14 protein-coding genes and 3 pseudogenes are annotated in these 16833 nt (G+C 59.6%); 7 read left to right on the top strand and 10 right to left on the bottom strand.

The genetic code is table 11. The annotated features are described in order from the left end of the window. Positions 1 to 115: 115 nt before the first annotated feature. Positions 116 to 1024, top strand: coding sequence for a bestrophin-like domain (locus tag ACYZT5_RS29525; RefSeq protein ID WP_462048492.1), 909 nt, complete (start codon positions 116 to 118; stop codon positions 1022 to 1024). On the opposite strand, the gene ACYZT5_RS29520 is transcribed toward ACYZT5_RS29525, so the two are convergent. Further along, positions 928 to 2037 carry a DUF2817 domain-containing protein gene (locus ACYZT5_RS29520; protein WP_462048491.1) on the bottom strand — a complete coding sequence of 370 codons (1110 nt, stop codon included), beginning with the start codon at positions 2035 to 2037 and terminating at the stop codon, positions 928 to 930. The two genes, ACYZT5_RS29525 and ACYZT5_RS29520, sit on opposite strands and share 97 nt — an antisense overlap. Before the next feature lie 163 nt (positions 2038 to 2200). On the opposite strand from ACYZT5_RS29520, the gene ggt reads away from it, so the two are divergent. After that, complete coding sequence (ggt, locus tag ACYZT5_RS29515) at positions 2201 to 4033, top strand: gamma-glutamyltransferase (RefSeq protein ID WP_462048490.1); 1833 nt, start codon at positions 2201 to 2203, stop codon at positions 4031 to 4033. 64 nt (positions 4034 to 4097) lie between these two features. Here the strand turns inward: ggt and ACYZT5_RS29510 are convergent. The 4 genes and pseudogenes from ACYZT5_RS29510 to ACYZT5_RS29495 all read right to left on the bottom strand — a co-directional run bounded on the left by ACYZT5_RS29510 (position 4098) and on the right by ACYZT5_RS29495 (position 6573). Continuing rightward, positions 4098 to 4525: pseudogene (locus ACYZT5_RS29510) on the bottom strand (TOBE domain-containing protein). Positions 4526 to 4561: 36 nt separating this feature from the next. Continuing rightward, positions 4562 to 5656 (bottom strand): D-alanine--D-alanine ligase, encoded by a 1095-nt coding sequence (gene ddlA / locus ACYZT5_RS29505; RefSeq protein ID WP_462048489.1) that lies wholly within the window; start codon positions 5654 to 5656, stop codon positions 4562 to 4564. Positions 5657 to 5792: 136 nt separating this feature from the next. Beyond that, positions 5793 to 6005 (bottom strand): helix-turn-helix domain-containing protein, encoded by a 213-nt coding sequence (locus ACYZT5_RS29500; protein WP_123365625.1) that lies wholly within the window; start codon positions 6003 to 6005, stop codon positions 5793 to 5795. Positions 6006 to 6012: 7 nt separating this feature from the next. After that, entirely contained in the window at positions 6013 to 6573 is a 561-nt protein-coding gene (locus ACYZT5_RS29495) for a DUF2975 domain-containing protein (protein ID WP_462048488.1), read from the bottom strand. Positions 6574 to 6736: 163 nt separating this feature from the next. Between ACYZT5_RS29495 and ACYZT5_RS29490 the strand changes: the two genes are divergently transcribed. Both ACYZT5_RS29490 and ACYZT5_RS29485 read left to right on the top strand, forming a co-directional pair. After that, positions 6737 to 7546, top strand: a complete 810-nt coding sequence (locus ACYZT5_RS29490) for an AraC family transcriptional regulator (protein WP_462048487.1) — start codon at positions 6737 to 6739, stop codon at positions 7544 to 7546. A gap of 76 nt (positions 7547 to 7622) precedes the next feature. Next, complete coding sequence (locus ACYZT5_RS29485; protein WP_046048322.1) at positions 7623 to 7991, top strand: cupin domain-containing protein; 369 nt, start codon at positions 7623 to 7625, stop codon at positions 7989 to 7991. Positions 7992 to 8003: 12 nt separating this feature from the next. Here the strand turns inward: ACYZT5_RS29485 and ACYZT5_RS29480 are convergent, their stop codons facing one another. From ACYZT5_RS29480 to ACYZT5_RS29460, 5 genes and pseudogenes are all read right to left on the bottom strand, one after another. Next, positions 8004 to 8603: a flavin reductase family protein gene (locus ACYZT5_RS29480; protein ID WP_462048486.1), complete on the bottom strand. Its 600-nt coding sequence runs from the start codon at positions 8601 to 8603 to the stop codon at positions 8004 to 8006. A gap of 57 nt (positions 8604 to 8660) precedes the next feature. Then, positions 8661 to 9098: pseudogene (locus ACYZT5_RS29475) on the bottom strand (methyl-accepting chemotaxis protein); the annotation flags it as partial. A 150-nt stretch (positions 9099 to 9248) separates the two neighbouring features. After that, a pseudogene (locus tag ACYZT5_RS29470) lies at positions 9249 to 9887 on the bottom strand (PAS domain-containing protein); the annotation flags it as partial. Positions 9888 to 10098: 211 nt separating this feature from the next. Then, positions 10099 to 10653, bottom strand: a complete 555-nt coding sequence (gene pseH, locus ACYZT5_RS29465) for a UDP-4-amino-4,6-dideoxy-N-acetyl-beta-L-altrosamine N-acetyltransferase (protein ID WP_462048485.1) — start codon at positions 10651 to 10653, stop codon at positions 10099 to 10101. A gap of 46 nt (positions 10654 to 10699) precedes the next feature. Next, the gene (locus tag ACYZT5_RS29460; protein ID WP_462048484.1) at positions 10700 to 12013 is read right to left on the bottom strand and encodes an MFS transporter; all 1314 of its coding nucleotides are present in this window, start codon (positions 12011 to 12013) and stop codon (positions 10700 to 10702) included. A gap of 201 nt (positions 12014 to 12214) precedes the next feature. On the opposite strand from ACYZT5_RS29460, the gene ACYZT5_RS29455 reads away from it, so the two are divergent. The 3 genes from ACYZT5_RS29455 (at position 12215) to ACYZT5_RS29445 (ending at position 16762) form a co-directional block, all read left to right on the top strand. Next, complete coding sequence (locus ACYZT5_RS29455; RefSeq protein ID WP_462048483.1) at positions 12215 to 13633, top strand: short-chain fatty acid transporter; 1419 nt, start codon at positions 12215 to 12217, stop codon at positions 13631 to 13633. Between the two features lie 149 nt (positions 13634 to 13782). Next, on the top strand, positions 13783 to 15483 hold the full coding sequence (locus tag ACYZT5_RS29450; RefSeq protein WP_462048482.1) for an acid phosphatase: 1701 nt from the start codon (positions 13783 to 13785) through the stop codon (positions 15481 to 15483). A gap of 106 nt (positions 15484 to 15589) precedes the next feature. Beyond that, positions 15590 to 16762 carry a hypothetical protein gene (locus ACYZT5_RS29445; RefSeq protein ID WP_462048481.1) on the top strand — a complete coding sequence of 391 codons (1173 nt, stop codon included), beginning with the start codon at positions 15590 to 15592 and terminating at the stop codon, positions 16760 to 16762. Positions 16763 to 16833: the final 71 nt, after the last annotated feature.

Below are 16833 nucleotides of genomic sequence, written 5' to 3'. Positions count from 1 at the left end.
GCCGTTTTTTTATGCCTCGAGAAAAGTGCCCCAAAACCACAGGGCGGTAAATTTACGCCCGTGGCGGTTCTCTCCTAAAGTTAATGCCAAAGCTTGAACGCAGAGAGACCATCCTATGCATTGGGGCCTGGACGAAATCATTCTGTTTTTCATCGTGGTCGCCATCTTCTGCGTGGTGCTGGAACTCGCTTTCCGTCTCGGCCGTCATCACCGAACTCACAGCAGTGATTCGACCCGATCCCACCTCAGTGCCTTGCAAACCGCCCTCCTCGGTCTGCTCGCCTTGTTGCTGGGTTTCAACTTCGCCATGGCCACCTCACGTTTCGAAGCGCGCAAAACACTGATTCAAGATGAAGTCACGGTGATCGGCTCGACCTATCTGCGAGCGAAGTTACTGCCGTCTGATCTGCGCGGAAAAGTGTCTGCGCTGCTCAAGGATTATGTCTCGGCGCGGATAGAATTCATGCGTGCCGGCACGGACGAGAAACTGCTGAAGGCGGCCAGCGAATCGTCCCGGACGATCGAGGACCAGTTATGGAATCTGGCCGCAGCCGCCGAGGCCCGTGGCGAAGCGACAGCCCCCATGAACCTGGTGATCCAGTCGCTGACCGACGTGTATAACGCCAATGAAAAGCGCCGTGCCGCGCAGGACAATCATGTCCCGGCAACCGTCATCAATCTGCTGTTTGTCGTGGCGATCGGCGCGTTGGGCTTCATCGCTTACAGCTATGGCCTGGGCCACCGTCGACGGCATGGTTCGACAGTCATCTTCGCGATCCTGATTGCCATGGTCTTCACCATCATCCTCGACCTGGATCAGCCCCGCAGCGGTTTCATCCGCGTCGGCGAAGAAAGCATGCTGCGGTTGCAGGAAGATCTGAACCGAATGAGTTCGGGCAACGAGAGGCCACGTCCCCGTAAATTACGTCAGGAACGAATTGCCGGCAATGCTGACAACGCCCGCTCCCAAATCTGCCAGGTGCGCAGCCAGACCATCGCCTGCCAGTCGCTGTCGACGGGATAGAACTGCTCCACCAGATTCAGTTTTATCGCGCGTCCCACGCCATCACTTGGATTGCCATGCAGGTGCAGCCAGTGATCGTCGCGCAGATAACGATGAACCTCGGCGCCGGGATACGTCCCGCACTCAATCACAAACGGCATCAACCGCACGTGCGGTAGCGCATTGATCAACGCCTGCGAGGTGTAACCGGTGGCGGTGGCCGCAACGCCGGTTTCGCTCAGCGTGTCGGCGCCGGTCAGCAGCGTGTAGAGCCACGGGCCGTAAATGGCCTGAGCATCTGCAAGCGCTGGATACGCCGCCTCGGTAATGGTCAGCAACATCGGATGACCGTACTCCCCGGCGCCGGTGTGCAAGTCGAAACACATGGCCACTTCGGCCTGGGAGACATGCTTTTGAAGGATCTGATGCAACGTGCGGTTCGACCAGCTCGGCGCCCGTCCGCCGTAAAACAAACCATCGGGATGACGGTGCTGGCCGCCCTCGACAATCGACATCACCGCTGGCCAGCCGTGTTCGCCGATCTGCGCATTGAGCAACGCATCGGCGCGATCACGCTCAGGGCCTTGCAACTCCGTGCAGGCATAGATTTCATGCAGCGCTGCGTAGGCCTGATTATCCGGCAATGCGTGGTCGAAGTTCAGGTGATTGCGGTTCAGGTCGATGTTGTCTTCGTTGACCCGACGCAGCCACGCAGTGCCCCATGGATTGATCAGGTGGATCATCACCACCGCGACATCGGCCGGCAATGAACGCTTGCCCAACTCCTGCAACCACTTGATCTGACATCCCGAACCATAGAAGCCTTCAACGCCGTGAGTGCCGCTCAGCGCAATCAGCAAACGCTTCGCGCCCGGATCGCCAAGTACCGCCACATCAGTGCTCAGTGACTCACCGAACGGCCCGTTGAGTGGATGCGGGTACTCGGTCAGCGTCGCACCGGCCGCTGTCGCAGCGGCCAGGAATTGATCACGCTGAGTGCGGTAACTTGGCTGGGTGGGGAACTCGGTCTGCATGTCTGCCTCTTGTTGATCTTCTGGCCAGTCTGTTGCCTCGACCCTACAGAAAATCCTCTACTTCATGAAGGACAAAAGTGTCTTTGCTGTAGGCCTTGGTTTGCGTCGCTCCCTGTCGGCCGATAAAGTCCCCTGATCTTTCCCACGGACGGAGTGCCCCCACGTGTTCTCAGCCTTCCACTTGAGCCACTATCGCCTGTCAGCCTTTTCGCTGATCGCCGCGGCTTTAACCCTCGCAGCCTGTAGTGCCCCGACCTCTTCGACGTTGCCTGTTGCGCCGGAAATCGCTTCGGGTTATCGCGCCGATCTGCAGACCCAACACGCCTCAAAACACATGGCGGCCGCGGCCAATCCGCTGGCAGCCGAGGCCGGACGGGAGATGTTGCGTCAGGGCGGGTCGGCAATCGATGCCGCGATTGCGATGCAGGCCGTGCTGACGCTGGTCGAGCCGCAATCCTCGGGCATTGGCGGTGGCGCGTTGATCGTGTTGTGGGATGGCAAGGCCGTGCGCACTTATGACGGTCGCGAAACCGCTCCGGCCGGCGCCACCGAGAAGCTTTTCCTGCAAGCCGACGGCAAACCGATGCCGTTCACCCAGGCGCAGATTGGCGGTCGTTCGGTGGGGACACCGGGCGTGTTGCGGGCACTTGAGTTGGCCCATCAGAAACACGGTCGCCTGCCGTGGGCGCAGCTGTTCGAACCGGCCATCAAACTCGCGGAGCAAGGCTTCGCCATCTCGCCACGCCTTCACCAGTTGATCGCCTCGGACTCGTCCATTCGACGCTCACCGGACATGGTGGCCTACTTCCTGAATGCCGATGGCAGTCCCAAAGCCGTCGGCACGGCGCTGAAAAACCCGGCACTGGCCGCTGTGTTCAAACGCATCGCCAAGGAAGGACCGGATGCCTTGTACAAAGGCCCCATCGCACAAGAGATTGTCGCCAAGGTTCAGGGCCACGCCAACCCCGGCAGCCTGTCGCTGAAGGACCTCAACGGCTACAGCGCCAAGGAGCGCGCGCCGCTGTGCACCGACTACAAACGCTGGCAGGTCTGCGGCATGCCGCCACCGTCGTCGGGCGGGATCGCCGTGGCGCAGATCCTCGGCACCTTGCAGGCCCTGGAAACCCGTGACCCGCGCTTTGCCCTGGCATCGCTCAAGCCGGTCAAGACAAACAAACCAGCGGGCATCGAACCGACGCCTGAAGCCGTGCACCTGATCTCCGAAGCCGAGCGACTGGCCTACGCCGACCGCGCGCTGTACGTGGCCGACGCAGACTTCGTGCCCGTCCCCGTCAAAGGTCTGGTGGACCCGACTTACCTGGCCAGCCGCGCCGCGCTGATCGGGGATCGCAGCATGGGCACGGCCAAACCCGGCACCCCGCCGGGCATTCAGGTCGCCTATGCGCCGGACCGCTCGCCGCTACGCATCTCCACCTCGCAAGTGGTGGCGGTGGATGACGAAGGCGGCGCCGTGTCCATGACCACCACCGTGGAAGCCGCGTTTGGCTCGCACCTGATGGTCCAGGGCTTCCTGCTCAACAACCAGATGACCGACTTCTCGTTCATCCCCGAAGAGAATGGCCAGAAGGTTGCCAACCGCGTCGAACCCGGCAAACGCCCACGCTCATCCATGGCACCGACCCTGATCTTCGACCGCCAGAGCGGCGAATTCCTCGCCAGCGTCGGCTCCCCCGGCGGCTCGCAGATCATCGAATACGTCGCCAAATCCGCCATCGGCCTGCTCGACTGGAACCTCGACCCACAAGCCGCCATCAGCCTGCCCAACTTCGGCAGCCGCAACGGCCCGACGGAACTGGAACAGGGGCAGTTCAGCCCGGCGCTGATTCAGGCGCTGAAGGACAAAGGGCACAGCGTCAACGAGATCGACATGACCAGCGGGACCCAGGCGATTGTTCGGGTGAAGGATGCGCAGGGGAAAACGTCGTTGGCGGGAGGGGCCGACCCGCGGCGTGAGGGGGCAGCGTTGGGGGATTGAGTCTTACGCAGGAATGAGCAAGGGCTTACCGGGAGGTAGGCCCTTTTTTGTAAGTAACCTGAAATCAGGCCGGCACACCCAAAATGATATGCGACGCCTTGATCACCGCCGTCGCACTCACGCCCGGCGCCAGGCCCAGCTCTGCCACAGCCTGACGGGTCACGATCGAATAGACCTCGGTGCCGCCGTCGAGCTGGATGACGACTTCGGCGTTCACGGCGCCATCGATGACACTGGTGACCTTGCCTTCCAGGCAGTTGCGCGCCGACAGGCGAATGTCGCTGGATTCGGTCATCAACATGACCCACGGCGCCTTCACCAGCGCGATCGCTTCCTTGCCGACCGCCAGCCGAGGTTCTTCACGCTCTCCATAGTCACCACGGCCACCAGTTCATTGCCGCCCGACAGTTTCAGTGAGACTTCGGCGTTCACCGCGCCGGGTTGCAATCGACTGATGGTGCCTTTGAATACGTTACGCGCACTGACTTTCATGGCGTGTCTCCTCGAATAATTATTATTGTATTCAGGCTAGCGAGAGATCTTCAGCGCCTGCCGCGCCTTATGCTTCTCCAGCGCCAGCTCGATCAATCGGCTGACCAGCTCGCTGTAAGTCATACCGGTGGCCTGCCATAGCTTGGGGTACATGCTGATGCGGGTGAAGCCGGGCAACGAATTGATCTCATTGATCAGCACTTCGCCGCCGTCGGTCAGGAACACATCCACACGCGCCAGCCCCGAACAGCCCAACACCTGGAACGCCTCGACGGCCAGGGCACGAATGCGTTCACTGGCCTCGATGCTGATGTTAGCCGGCACCACGACTTGCGCCGCTTGAGCATCGATGTATTTGCTGTCGTAGGAATAGAACCCGCTGCGCACCACGATCTCGCCACAACCGCTGGCGATGGCGTCTTCGTTGCCGAGCACCGCGCATTCAATCTCGCGGCCGCTGACGGCGGACTCGACCAAGACTTTCTCATCGAAACCCAGCGCCAGCTCTACCGCTGCCGCGTACTCGGCTTCGTCATTCACCTTGCTCACGCCCACGGAAGATCCCTGGTTCGCCGGTTTGACGAACAGGGGCAGGCCGAGTTTGCCTTGCACCTCGGCGAACCCGGTGCGCGCCGCGGTGGCGCGGGTCAGGGTGACGAACGGCGTGACTGCCAACCCGGCGTCACGCAACAGGCGTTTGCTGATGTCCTTGTCCATGCAGACGGCCGATCCGAGCACGTCGGAGCCGACAAACGGCAGGTCAGCCATGCGCAGCAAACCTTGCAGGCAACCGTCTTCGCCCAAGGTGCCGTGGACGATCGGGAAGATCACATCGACGTGACCCAGCAGTTCCTGACTGGAAGTTTCCACCAGTTGCTGACTGACCTTGCCCGGCACGACGGCCAGTTCGCGATTGGACCGGTTGAGGGCGATCAGCGCCGGGTTTTCCTGATTGAGCAGGAAGTTTGAAGGGTCGTTAAGGTGCCAGTGGCCTTGCTTGTCGATACCGATCAGCACCGGCTCGAAGCGCGAACGATCCAGCGCATCGACGATGTTTTTCGCTGATTGCAGCGACACTTCGTGTTCAGCCGAACGGCCGCCAAAAATAATGCCTACCCGCAGCTTGCTCATTCAGAACTCCTCAACGATTGGCCACCAGATGCGCGCCGAACAGTAGGTAGCAAATACCGGCGCCAACTCCATGAACCGCCGTGGCGTTAATGAGTTGGACGTAACGCAAGAAGCAGGCGCTATGAAGCGCTTACTTTTACTCGACGTCAGGCACATGGATCAACAGGTCACCCGGCTGACAATTCAAATGTTTGCAAATCGCGTCCAGAGTCGCCAGGCGCAGCCCCTTGACCTTGCCCTGCTTCAACAGCGACAGGTTCGCTTCGGTAATCCCGATAGCGGCGGCGAGGTCTTTGGATTTGACTTTGCGCAATGCAAGCATCACGTCCAGCTGGATGACAATTGACATAAAAATCTCAAACAAAGGTGCGGTATTCAGAGTCCACTTCACTGGCCTGCCTGAGAATACGCGCAATGATCGATATACACGCAGCCAGGAACAGCGCGACAAAGGTGGGAGCCGTGACACTAAGGGTAATCAGCCGTTCACCGATCGGCGCATTCATCGTCACCCAGAAGCTGAGCACGGGCTCGCACAGGAAATCGAGCAACACCCAGAATGCCACGGCCCTTGCGACGAGACCTAAATGAACAGCCGACTCACTGGAAAAATATTCACCGCGCGAATAATTCTGGAACAGTCGACGCAAATTTCCCAACCCGTATGCCAGTGCCAGCAATGGCACGCTCGACAACAGAATACCGCCTAGTATTTGCCACCACGGGAACAACATCGCTTTATCGGTGATATGCGAAAGCTGGCGATCGGTAAGCGCAAAACCGAGCCCCCATCCATCCTTCGCCGCCAGGAAAGGAAAGAGCCAAAGCACAACATTGATCGCCAGCATTGCGACGATAAGGAAAAGAGTCACAGCAGCCATGCGTTGGCTCAATTGAGCGAGACGATTGGAAGTCACGGCAATACCTCACAGGAATGAATGTGAGCAAAAGCTAAACCACAAATTATCGCAAAACAATAATATATTACTGTAATACATATATAGAAACGCTTCCGCAGACATTAAATCCCCCTTGGGGTAATGTTCCACTCACAGGTTCAAGGCAATCGAGCATCCTCGGATGGGCAAAAAAATCGTTCACCACGACTGGTTCCACCGCGCACCCGACGTCGGCGGGCTTCAGCGTTTCGAGGCGTTTTTTGCAGGCCACGGCTACGACCTTCACCGCCACGACACCTATGCGATCGGCCACACACTGGCCGGTGTGCAGAGCTTTCAGTACCGCGGTGGCTGGCGCCACAGTCTGCCGGGCGCAACCATGGTGCTGCACCCGGACGAAGTTCACGATGGCGAAGCCGGCACCGAGACCGGGTTCCAATACCGAATGATGTACATCGAGCCGGCGCTGATCCAGCAGATACTCGGCGGACAGCCGTTGCCGTTTATCAAGACCGGCCTGTCGACCGACCCACGTTTATTCGCCGCCACCGGCGTGCTGCTGCGAAGCCTCGATTGTCCTCTCGAGCCTATGGAAGAACAGGATGCGCTGTTCGATCTGGCTCAAGCCTTGAACCGCGTTTGCGGAGTGCCTGCCACCCGCCAGAGCTTCGACTATGTGGCCGCCGAACGCGCGCGGGAATTCATTCACAGCGCCCTGGATCGCACCGTGACGCTGGAAGAACTGGCGCAACACAGCGGTCGCGATCGCTGGAGTCTGTCGCGGGATTTTCGCCTGTTGTTCGGCACCAGCCCTTATCGATACCTGACCATGCGCCGCCTCGACCTGGTCCGCTCGCTGCTGATCCAAGGCCAGTCACTGGTCAGCGCCGCGCTGATCGCCGGCTTCACCGATCAAAGCCACATGACCCGGCAGTTCAGCAAAACCTACGGCCTGTCGCCGGCCCGCTGGATGAAAATGCACCGCCGCTGAGCCACGCACAATCGTTCAAGAAGCACGCCGATGCGCGGGCTATCGTGGATTTACGATCAACCACGAGAGCTGCTTCATGAAAGCTTACGAAAGCCTGAATTTCGCTGAAAAAATCGCCAGGATCGACCCGTACTGGACGCCTCGGGTCATCGCCGAGATGAACGACTACCAGTTCAAGGTGGTGAAACTGCTGGGAGATTTCATCTGGCACGATCACCTTGATACCGACGAAACCTTCATCGTTCTCGAAGGGCAATTACGCATCGACTTTCGCGATGGCCACGTGTTGGTGAACGCCGGCGAAATGTATGTGGTGTCAAAAGGTGTCGAGCACAAACCGTTTGCCGAGCAGGAGGTAAAACTCCTGCTGATCGAACCCAAGGGTGTGCTGAACACTGGCAACGAAGGTGGCGAGCGCACTGCGCAGAATGACGTTTGGGTGTGACAGGCAGGCTGCTTACGGCTGCAAGGCCTTGCCGTCCACTGGATCGCCGATCTTCAGGAAATGTCCGCCCGCCACATGGTGCAGGGTGCGCAACGCGTCTTGCCCTTCGAAGTGCCAGCGACCTTCACTGAACACTCGCTCGTCTGCCTGAGCAGCAATCACTTCGGCCAGGAACAAATCGTACTGCTGGTGATTGTCGGGTTCAGGCAGCAGTCGGCATTCCAGCCAGGCGACGCAGCCCTCGAGCATCGGCGCATCGATCAATTCAGCGCTGAAGGTCGGCAAGCCATAGACCTGGAACTTGTCCCGGCCTTGGTCCCGGGTCAATTCCAGTCCGGACGTCGAACCCACGGTCTGGACGATATCGGCCTGGGCGGCGCAGGGAACATTCAGCACAAATGTCCCCGAAGCCTCCAGCAATTGCCGGGTCCAGGTGGACTTGTCCAGCACCACGGCAATTTTTGGCGGCTCGAAATCCAGCGGCATGGCCCAGGCCGCCGCCATGATGTTGCGCTGGCCGTCATGGGCCGCGCTGACCAACACGGTCGGGCCGTGGTTGAGCAGACGGTAAGCCTTGGCCAAGGGAACCGGACGGCGGTGAAAAACGCTCATGATGGCTGCTCCTGGGGAAAACGCCGATTGTAGCGATTTCCACCGGGATGGCAGGCATCAAGTCGCCAGCTGATTGGCAAACTGCCCGACCGCGTTCACCACTTTCTGTGCACCGTCCTGAATTTCGACAATCACCGTGCCTGCCTCTGCCGCCAGCGCCAGCCCCTGTTCGGCCTGGAGCTTGCCTTCGGTCATCAACGCCACGGCGTTGCGCGCCATATCCTGGTTCTGACGTACCACGCCGACGATTTCATCGGTTGCCTGGCTGGTGCGCGAAGCCAATTGCCGGACCTCATCCGCCACCACCGCGAAACCACGACCCTGTTCTCCGGCCCGAGCGGCTTCGATGGCCGCGTTGAGCGCCAGCAGGTTGGTCTGTTCGGCAATCCCGCTGATGGTTTTGACAATGGTGCCAATCACCAGCGATTGCTCGTTCAGCGCTTCGATGCCTTCGCCGGCGGTCTGCATGTGCCTGGCAAGGTCACGCATCACGTTCACCGCCTGAGTCACCACGGCGTTACCGCGCTGCGCGCTGCTGTCGGTTTGCTGCGAGGTGCTGTAGGCAATGTTCGCCGCTTCGGCGACGGCCTGCTCCTGATTGACTTGATCAGTAATCATCGTGGCGAACTTCACCACTTTGTAGAGCTTGTTGTTGGCATCGGTCACCGGGTTGTAGGAAGCCTCCAGCCAGACCACGCGGCCATGGCTGTCGATGCGTTTGAAACGGCCAGCGACGAACTCGCCTGTATTCAGGCGGCGCCAGAAGTCCTGGTACGCGGCACTGTTGTAATCCTCCGGTTCGCAGAAGGTGCGGTGATGTTTGCCCTTGATCTGCGCCAGGCTGTAGCCCATGCCGCTGAGGAACCGGTCGTTGGCTGCCAGCACGTTGCCATTGAGGTCGAACTCGATGACCGCCGTGGAGCGCACGAGCGCGCCGATCAGGTTCTCATGCTCACGGGACGCCTCGATGGTGCGGGTCAGGTCACTGGAGTAAATCGAGAAGTGCTTGATCCGGCCGTCCGCGGACCGGACCGGCTGCACGATCGAGCGCAGCCAGGCTTCCTGGCCATTGCCGCGCAACAAACGCACCGTGCCGGCAAAGTGCTCGCCACGGGTCAGCGCGGCTTTGAAACGGTGGTGGAATTCGTCCGATTTCACATGGGCCGGGACGATGTCTTCGATGTGTCGACCCATCAGGTCGTTGCTGTTGTAGAGCATCTCGCCGATGAAGTTCTGGTTGACCGATTGAATCCGCCCATCGGCATCGAGGGTCAGGACCAGCATCTCCCTTTCCAGACTTTCCTTCACTTGCTGGAGGCTGGAGATTTCTTCGCGAAGAGCCGACAGCTCCTGCTTCAAGCGTTTGTTGAACATGGGGATACACCGATGGACAGGGATAGAAAGCGGTATGCAGCCTAGCCATCGGCCTTGGGGAAATTTTCTGAAGAGTGTTACAGAGCTGTCCTACAAAAATAGTTGCAGAATGACCACCTGATCAGCTGACACGGTTCAGTCGTGCCATCACGTCTTCCATCTTCGGCCGTCGCGCAGCCCATTCCTGTCGAGTAATGCCCAGCATCACCACATCGATTCTGACGTTGTCCTTGATGATGTTCTGGCGTCGCACGCCCTCAATGGAGAAGCCGAACTTCTGGTGCAACCTGATCACCGCCGGGTTGCTCTGCAGCACCTCACAGTTGAGTTTTTCCAGTCCTGCCACGCCGAACGCATGGTCCAGAAGCCAGAACTCCAACCGACTGCCCAGCCCTTGTCCTTGCAGATCACTGTCGAGATAAAAAGCCCAGTCAGCCGTTTTGTGCAGCGTGCTGATCGAGTTCAACGACACCACGCCACGGGCTGTACCGTCGAGCATGAGTACGAACACGGATTGACGCGGATTGCCCTTTAACGACCCGAGCCAGGCAGAGTGCTCGGCGTCAGATATCTCATGATCGGTGTACATATACTTGCGAACATCAGGCTGATTGCGCAAATCCCGCACACGTGACTGAAGCTGGCTGGAGACTTCAAGGATGGGTACCAATTGCATTGTGCTGCTCCTTTGCATCGCAGGTCACCGAACCCGCTGACAGTCGCTAGACGCAGGGCGCCACGCTGCGGCTACCAACGTTGGGCATGCGCGCGCCGAAATACGCCGCGCTGCTGATGCCCACAGCCCCCATCACCGCGCAGAAGATCACGCAGATCCATGGGCTCCACGGCATCAGACCGATCAGCAACAACGGTGTGATACTCGCCCAGGCGGCGTAGGCGATGTTGTAAGTGAAGGAAATTCCCGAGACACGAATCCGCACCGGGAACAGGCTAACCATCACCGACGGCACCGCACCGACCACCCCGCAACAGAGACCAGCCACCGCATACGCCAGACCGATCCAGTTGCCACCGATGATCAGGCAGGTATAGAGAACGCCGATGCCCAGTGGCAGCAGCAGGCTATAGAGCATCACCGTGCGCCAGGCGCCAATGCGGTCGACTAGCAGCCCGGCGAGTACGCAGCCGACATTCAGAAAAACAATGCCCAAGGCACTCAAGGCAAAGGTGTGGCTGGCGGTCATGCCGAAGGTTTTCTGCATCATGGTCGGGGTGATCACCACGAACACCACCACCGCCGAGGTCAGTACGCAGGTGAGGATCATTGCCGGCAGCATGGCCAGGCGATGCTCACGCAAGACCGTGCGCAGCGGCAGCTCGACGGCTGCATCGCGTTGCGCCTGCATGGCCATGAACACCGGGGTTTCGCTGAGCCAGCGGCGTAGCCAGACGCCAATTACGCCGAACACGCCGCCCAGCAGGAACGGGTAACGCCAAGCGTAATCGAGGATTTCTGCCGGGGTGAATGCCTGTGCCAGAAACGTCGCCGTCAGGGCGCCGATCAGGTAGCCAAAGGTCAGCCCGGCCTGCAGGAAACCGAGGGCATAACCGCGATGCCCGGCCGGTGCATGCTCGGCGACAAACACCCAGGCGCTTGGCACTTCACCGCCCACCGCCGCGCCTTGGAGGATTCGCAGGGCCAACAGCAGCAGCGGGGCGAAATAACCGATCTGGGCGTAGGTCGGCATGATGCCGATCAACAGGCACGGCAGCGCCATCATCAGGATGCTCAGGCTGAAGACCTTTTTGCGGCCCAGTCGGTCGGCGAAATGCGCCATCAGAATCCCGCCCAACGGCCGCGCCAGATAACCGGTGGCGAAGATCCCGAAGCTTTGCAGCAGGCGCAGCCACTCCGGCATTTGCGGCGGGAAGAACAGCTGGCTGAGGGTCAGGGCGAAAAATACGAAAATGATGAAATCGTAGATTTCCAGCGCGCCACCTAATGCCGCAAGGCCCAGGGTCTTGTAGTCCGAACGGTTGAACGGCGCCGGGCGCGAATCGGTATTGGCAGTCATGAAAAGAACTCTGGCATGGGCAAAAAACCAAGGCGCCCATGGTCTACGCAAACGAGCCAACGGACAACCCGTTAGACCAAAGTCTCAGACTCGTAAAACTTCGTCACAAAAAAGGACCGATTGATTTACTGTTGGCACCTGTCTGGAAGGGCCTTTGCGGCCCTGAAGACCACAACAAACATAAAAATTCGAGGTAGTCCCGTGGCCGCTGTTATCGAAGATACCCGCTCTGCCCGCTTTGCCCTGCGCTGCTCAAGCTTTGCCGAACGCTGGTTCCCCGATTCCTGGGTGTTTGCCGCACTGGCGGTGATTATCGTCGCCGTGGCCACCCTGTTCATGGGCGCCAAGCCGACCGACGCCGCCATGGCCTTCGGTGACGGTTTCTGGAGCCTGATCCCGTTCACCATGCAGATGGCTTTCGTGGTGATCGGCGGTTATGTGGTCGCCAGCTCGCCACCGGCGGTGAAATTGATCGACCGGCTGGCGCGAATCCCGAAAAACGGCCGCTCGGCCGTGGCCTGGGTTGCGTTGATCTCCATGGTCGCTTCGCTGCTGAACTGGGGGCTGTCGCTGGTGTTTGGCGGTTTGCTGGTGCGCGCCCTCGCCCGCCGTACCGATCTGAAAATGGATTACCGTGCCGCCGGTGCCGCCGCCTATCTGGGCCTCGGAGCGGTGTGGGCCTTGGGCCTGTCCTCGTCCGCCGCGCAATTGCAGGCCAACCCGGCCAGCCTGCCGCCGTCGATTCTGTCGATCACCGGCGTGATTCCATTCACGCAAACGATCTTTCTCTGGCAGTCCGGCGTGATGTTGCTGGCACTGATCGTGATCTCGCTGATCATTGCCTACGCCACTGCACCCGGCCCGAACTCGGCCCGTGATGCCAAGGCCTGCGGGATAGATCCGAGCTTTAATCTGCCGCCATTGCAACCGCGCACCCGCCCCGGCGAATGGCTGGAGCACAGCCCGCTGCTGACGATTTTGCTGGTGCTGCTGGCGGCCGGGTGGCTGTTCCATGAGTTCTCGACCAAACCGGCGATCAGCGCGATTTCCGGGCTGAACACCTACAACTTCCTGTTCATCATGCTCGGTGCCTTGCTGCACTGGCGCCCGCGCAGCTTCCTTGACGCCGTGGCCCGCGCGGTACCGACCACCACGGGTGTGCTGATTCAGTTCCCGTTGTACGGCTCAATCGCCGCGCTGATGACCACCGTCAAAGGCACTGACGCTCAGACGCTGGCTCACCACATCTCGACCTTTTTCGTACAAATCGCGTCCCACGACACCTACGCGCTGCTGATGGGCGTGTACTCGGCGATCCTCGGTTTCTTCATCCCGTCCGGCGGGGGCAAGTGGATCATCGAAGCGCCATACGTCATGCAAGTGGCCACCGACCTGAACTACCACCTGGGCTGGGCCGTGCAGATCTACAACGCCGCCGAAGCCCTGCCGAACCTGATCAACCCGTTTTACATGCTGCCGCTACTGGGTGTGCTCGGGTTGAAGGCGCGGGACTTGATCGGATTTTCGTTCGTGCAACTGCTGGTGCACACGCCGCTGGTGCTGTTTCTGCTGTGGGCGTTGGGGACGACGCTTGCGTATACGGCGCCGGTGATGCCGTAGCCCGGATCTACAAATCATGGGAGTGGGCTTGCTCACTCCCGCATTAGAACGTGTTGTCTGTCGAACTGTTGCAATAACCCTTCTGTCACATCTCACTGCTAGCGTCCGGCCGAAACATATCGCAACAGTTTTGCGAAACAGGAGCCGGAATGAACGACGAAACACAGCGAAGCGACGTCCCCTCCCCTGAAGCCGATCAACCCACCGATACCAGTCGCCGCCGTTTCCTCGGTGGTGTTGCAGTGTTGGGTGTCGGTGCCACCCTAAGTGCCTGCGGCAGTCATGGAGATGAGCCCGGCAAACCGGTCGAGCGCCCGCTGACGCCCGCCGAACTGGACAAGGCCTTACACGACCAAGTGAAAAACGTCGTGGTGATCTACGGCGAAAACCGCAGCTTCAATAACCTTTTTGCCGATTTCCCCGGCGTCGAAAAACCGCTGTCCGCGCTCAAACCGGACGACTACCGTCAACGGGACCGCGACGGCAGTGTGCTGTCGAGCCTGCCGCCAGTCTGGGGTGGCTTGAATCAGGTCGGCCCGCAAACCCTCGATGGCGTGACGTACCCCAGCGGTACGCAATTTCAGGAACATCTGCCCAATGCACCCTTCGCCCTCAAAGGCCCCCAAGGCGAAGACTTGCCGCTGGGCCTGGTGACTCGCGACCTGTGGCATGTGTTCTATCAAAACCAGATGCAAATCAATGACGGCAAGAATGACCGGTTTGTGGCGTGGGCAGATTCGGGTGGCCTGACGTTTGGCCACTACACCCAGACCCGCTATTCATTGCGCCTGTGGGATGTCGCCAAAGAATTCGTACTCTGCGACAACTTTTTCCAGGGCGCTTTCGGCGGTTCGTACTTGAACCATCAATATCTGATCAGCGCCCAGGTTCCTTTTTATCCGGATGCCGCCAACTCGGTGGCCAAGACACAGATCGCCACGCTGCTGAGTGATGACCCGACGGACACTCGCCTCAAACCCCTTGAACAGTCACCCGCCAGCGCCATGACCGGCCCGCCGCAATTCGGCCCCAGCCTGCTGACACCCGATGGCTATGCCGTGAACACCATGGCTCCGCCCTACTGGCCGACCTGGATCCGTGATCCGCAGCGCCCGGACTACGCCAAAGCCGACTTGCCCAGCGTGCTTGTCCCACAGATCCACGAGCACATCGGCGACAAGCTCTCGAAGAAAAACGTTGACTGGGCCTGGTACGGCGGCGCGTGGCAAGCAACGATTGATGAGTACAAGGATTCGGGGGCCATTCCGAAGATTCCGAATTTCCAGTACCACCATCAGCCATTCAACTATTTCAAGCGCCAGGGTCCGCAAAACCCCGTGGAACGCAGCAAGCGTCTGCGCGATGGCGGTTTGGGCGATGAGTCGAGCACCAACAAGTTCCTGGCTGACGCTGAAGCCGGCAAGCTGCCAGCGGTGACCTTTTACAAACCTCAGGGCAACCTGAACATGCACGCGGGTTACGCCGACGTGGCATCGGGCGACCGGCATATCGTCCGGACGCTGAAAGTGCTGCAGCAAAGCCCGCAATGGACAAACATGGTGGTGGTGATCACCGTCGATGAAAACGGCGGCTGGTGGGACCACGTTGCTCCGCCCAAAGGCGATCGCTGGGGGCCTGGAACGCGCATCCCGGCGTTGGTGATTTCACCGTTCTCGCGCAAGGGCACGGTGGATCACACGGTCTATGACACGGCTTCGATCCTGCGGCTGATCACCAGGGTGTTTCAACTGGAGACCCTCGACGGGATCAAACTGCGGGATGAGTCGATGATCGCCCGCGGCCAACAGCCCATGGGGGATTTGACCAATGCGCTGCATTTTCCAGTTTGATTGATTGAAGATCTTTTTTGCATCGACACTGGACCACCTGACACATCTGGTTCCAGTATGTATACGCCCCACCTACGAGGGCCCACACGCTGAAAAGGATCTGAGCATGTTCAAATTCGCAGGACTCACCTTCGCGGCCCTCACCCTGAGTGCCGCTGCCCATGCCAATGTCGATCTGAAGCTGGGCAGTACCGAACGCGTCACCCGGTTGTTCGCTTATCCCAACAATTGCAACGTGATCTGCTTTCGCAACTGGACGCTGGAGCAAACGGTCGAGCATTACCTGACCCAAAGCGTGCAGCGCGATGGTTACAGCGCGGCGAAAGTGCTGGTCAAAACCGATAACGATCAGCTCTACGCCGAAATCAGCGGCGTACCCAATGGCTATGAAAAACCGTTGGCGGCGTTGCTCGATGCCGGTGATCTGGCCTACACCGGCGCCAGCAAGCTGAATGCCGACGGCAAGTGGGCTTTTAGCTGGTATCTGTTCCTGCCACTGGGCATGGCCCTGGAAAACCGTAAAAGCGTTGAACTGTTGCACTTCCCGCCAGACTATTCGTTGACCCAGGCTCAGGATTACCTGCGATCTGCCACCACCGATCGCTGGGCCACGCTGCTGACGGACAACGGTATCCCCGCTGATCAGACGCCGGGCTATCAGACCATCATCGACATCGCGCCGATTGCCGCACCCTCCAGCGCTGGCAAAGATCTGGAAGGTGTCTACGACTATTTCAAGGACTACCAGACCACCATGGTCAAGCAACTCAGCCAGAACGCCAGTGGTGCGGCGTTGCCGATGGTCGCCTTCGGCGCGCCAGTGCGTAACTGGATCAAGCAGCAATACGGGCCGACCGTGAACGTGCTGGGCCTGGTCAGCATCAGTCCGAGCGAAGGGGTGAAAGTGTCAGTGCTGGGTTCCAACCACCCAAGTTACATTTGGTACGCCGCCGACCCGGAAAGCTATACTGGCAACGATGCCCAGGCCAAGGCCGACGCGGCTGGCCTTAAAGTCATGGGCCAGGATTTGAGTGCCGCGTGCTGGCAGGCCGCCATGGGCCGCCAACCGGACAGTAATCCCGACGTTGAACTGAAAAGTTGCACCCAGACCTGGCAAGTGGCCCAGTCAGAAAAAACCTGCGAGCTGTTCTATACCTCGATCCGCAACCTGACGCCCGAAAAAGCCGTGGCCAAGTGCGCGACGGCACCGATCAAATCTCAGCTCAAACAGCTGAAAGCCCCGGTACCCGCGACTGCGATCCCGACGCCTGCGCTGTAATCGCCCTTGCACTTTTGCGCGTGAGCGAAGGCTTACGCGCAAAAGCGCACTTTCCTCCTGTCAGTTATGAC

Source organism: Pseudomonas sp. LB3P14 (assembly GCF_054898045.1).
Note: the sequence above shows the minus strand (reverse complement) of the source record. Positions and strands in the feature narration are given on the sequence as shown.

Coding starts and splice junctions, on each gene's coding strand:
- ACYZT5_RS29450 (WP_462048482.1), top strand. CDS start 13,783: ATGAACGACGAAACACAGCGAAGCGACGTCCCCTCCCCTGAAGCCGAT.
- ACYZT5_RS29480 (WP_462048486.1), bottom strand. CDS start 8,603: ATGAGCGTTTTTCACCGCCGTCCGGTTCCCTTGGCCAAGGCTTACCGT.
- pseH (WP_462048485.1), bottom strand. CDS start 10,653: ATGCAATTGGTACCCATCCTTGAAGTCTCCAGCCAGCTTCAGTCACGT.
- ACYZT5_RS29485 (WP_046048322.1), top strand. CDS start 7,623: ATGAAAGCTTACGAAAGCCTGAATTTCGCTGAAAAAATCGCCAGGATC.
- ACYZT5_RS29500 (WP_123365625.1), bottom strand. CDS start 6,005: ATGTCAATTGTCATCCAGCTGGACGTGATGCTTGCATTGCGCAAAGTC.
- ACYZT5_RS29490 (WP_462048487.1), top strand. CDS start 6,737: ATGGGCAAAAAAATCGTTCACCACGACTGGTTCCACCGCGCACCCGAC.
- ACYZT5_RS29460 (WP_462048484.1), bottom strand. CDS start 12,013: ATGACTGCCAATACCGATTCGCGCCCGGCGCCGTTCAACCGTTCGGAC.
- ACYZT5_RS29445 (WP_462048481.1), top strand. CDS start 15,590: ATGTTCAAATTCGCAGGACTCACCTTCGCGGCCCTCACCCTGAGTGCC.
- ddlA (WP_462048489.1), bottom strand. CDS start 5,656: ATGAGCAAGCTGCGGGTAGGCATTATTTTTGGCGGCCGTTCGGCTGAA.
- ACYZT5_RS29520 (WP_462048491.1), bottom strand. CDS start 2,037: ATGCAGACCGAGTTCCCCACCCAGCCAAGTTACCGCACTCAGCGTGAT.
- ACYZT5_RS29525 (WP_462048492.1), top strand. CDS start 116: ATGCATTGGGGCCTGGACGAAATCATTCTGTTTTTCATCGTGGTCGCC.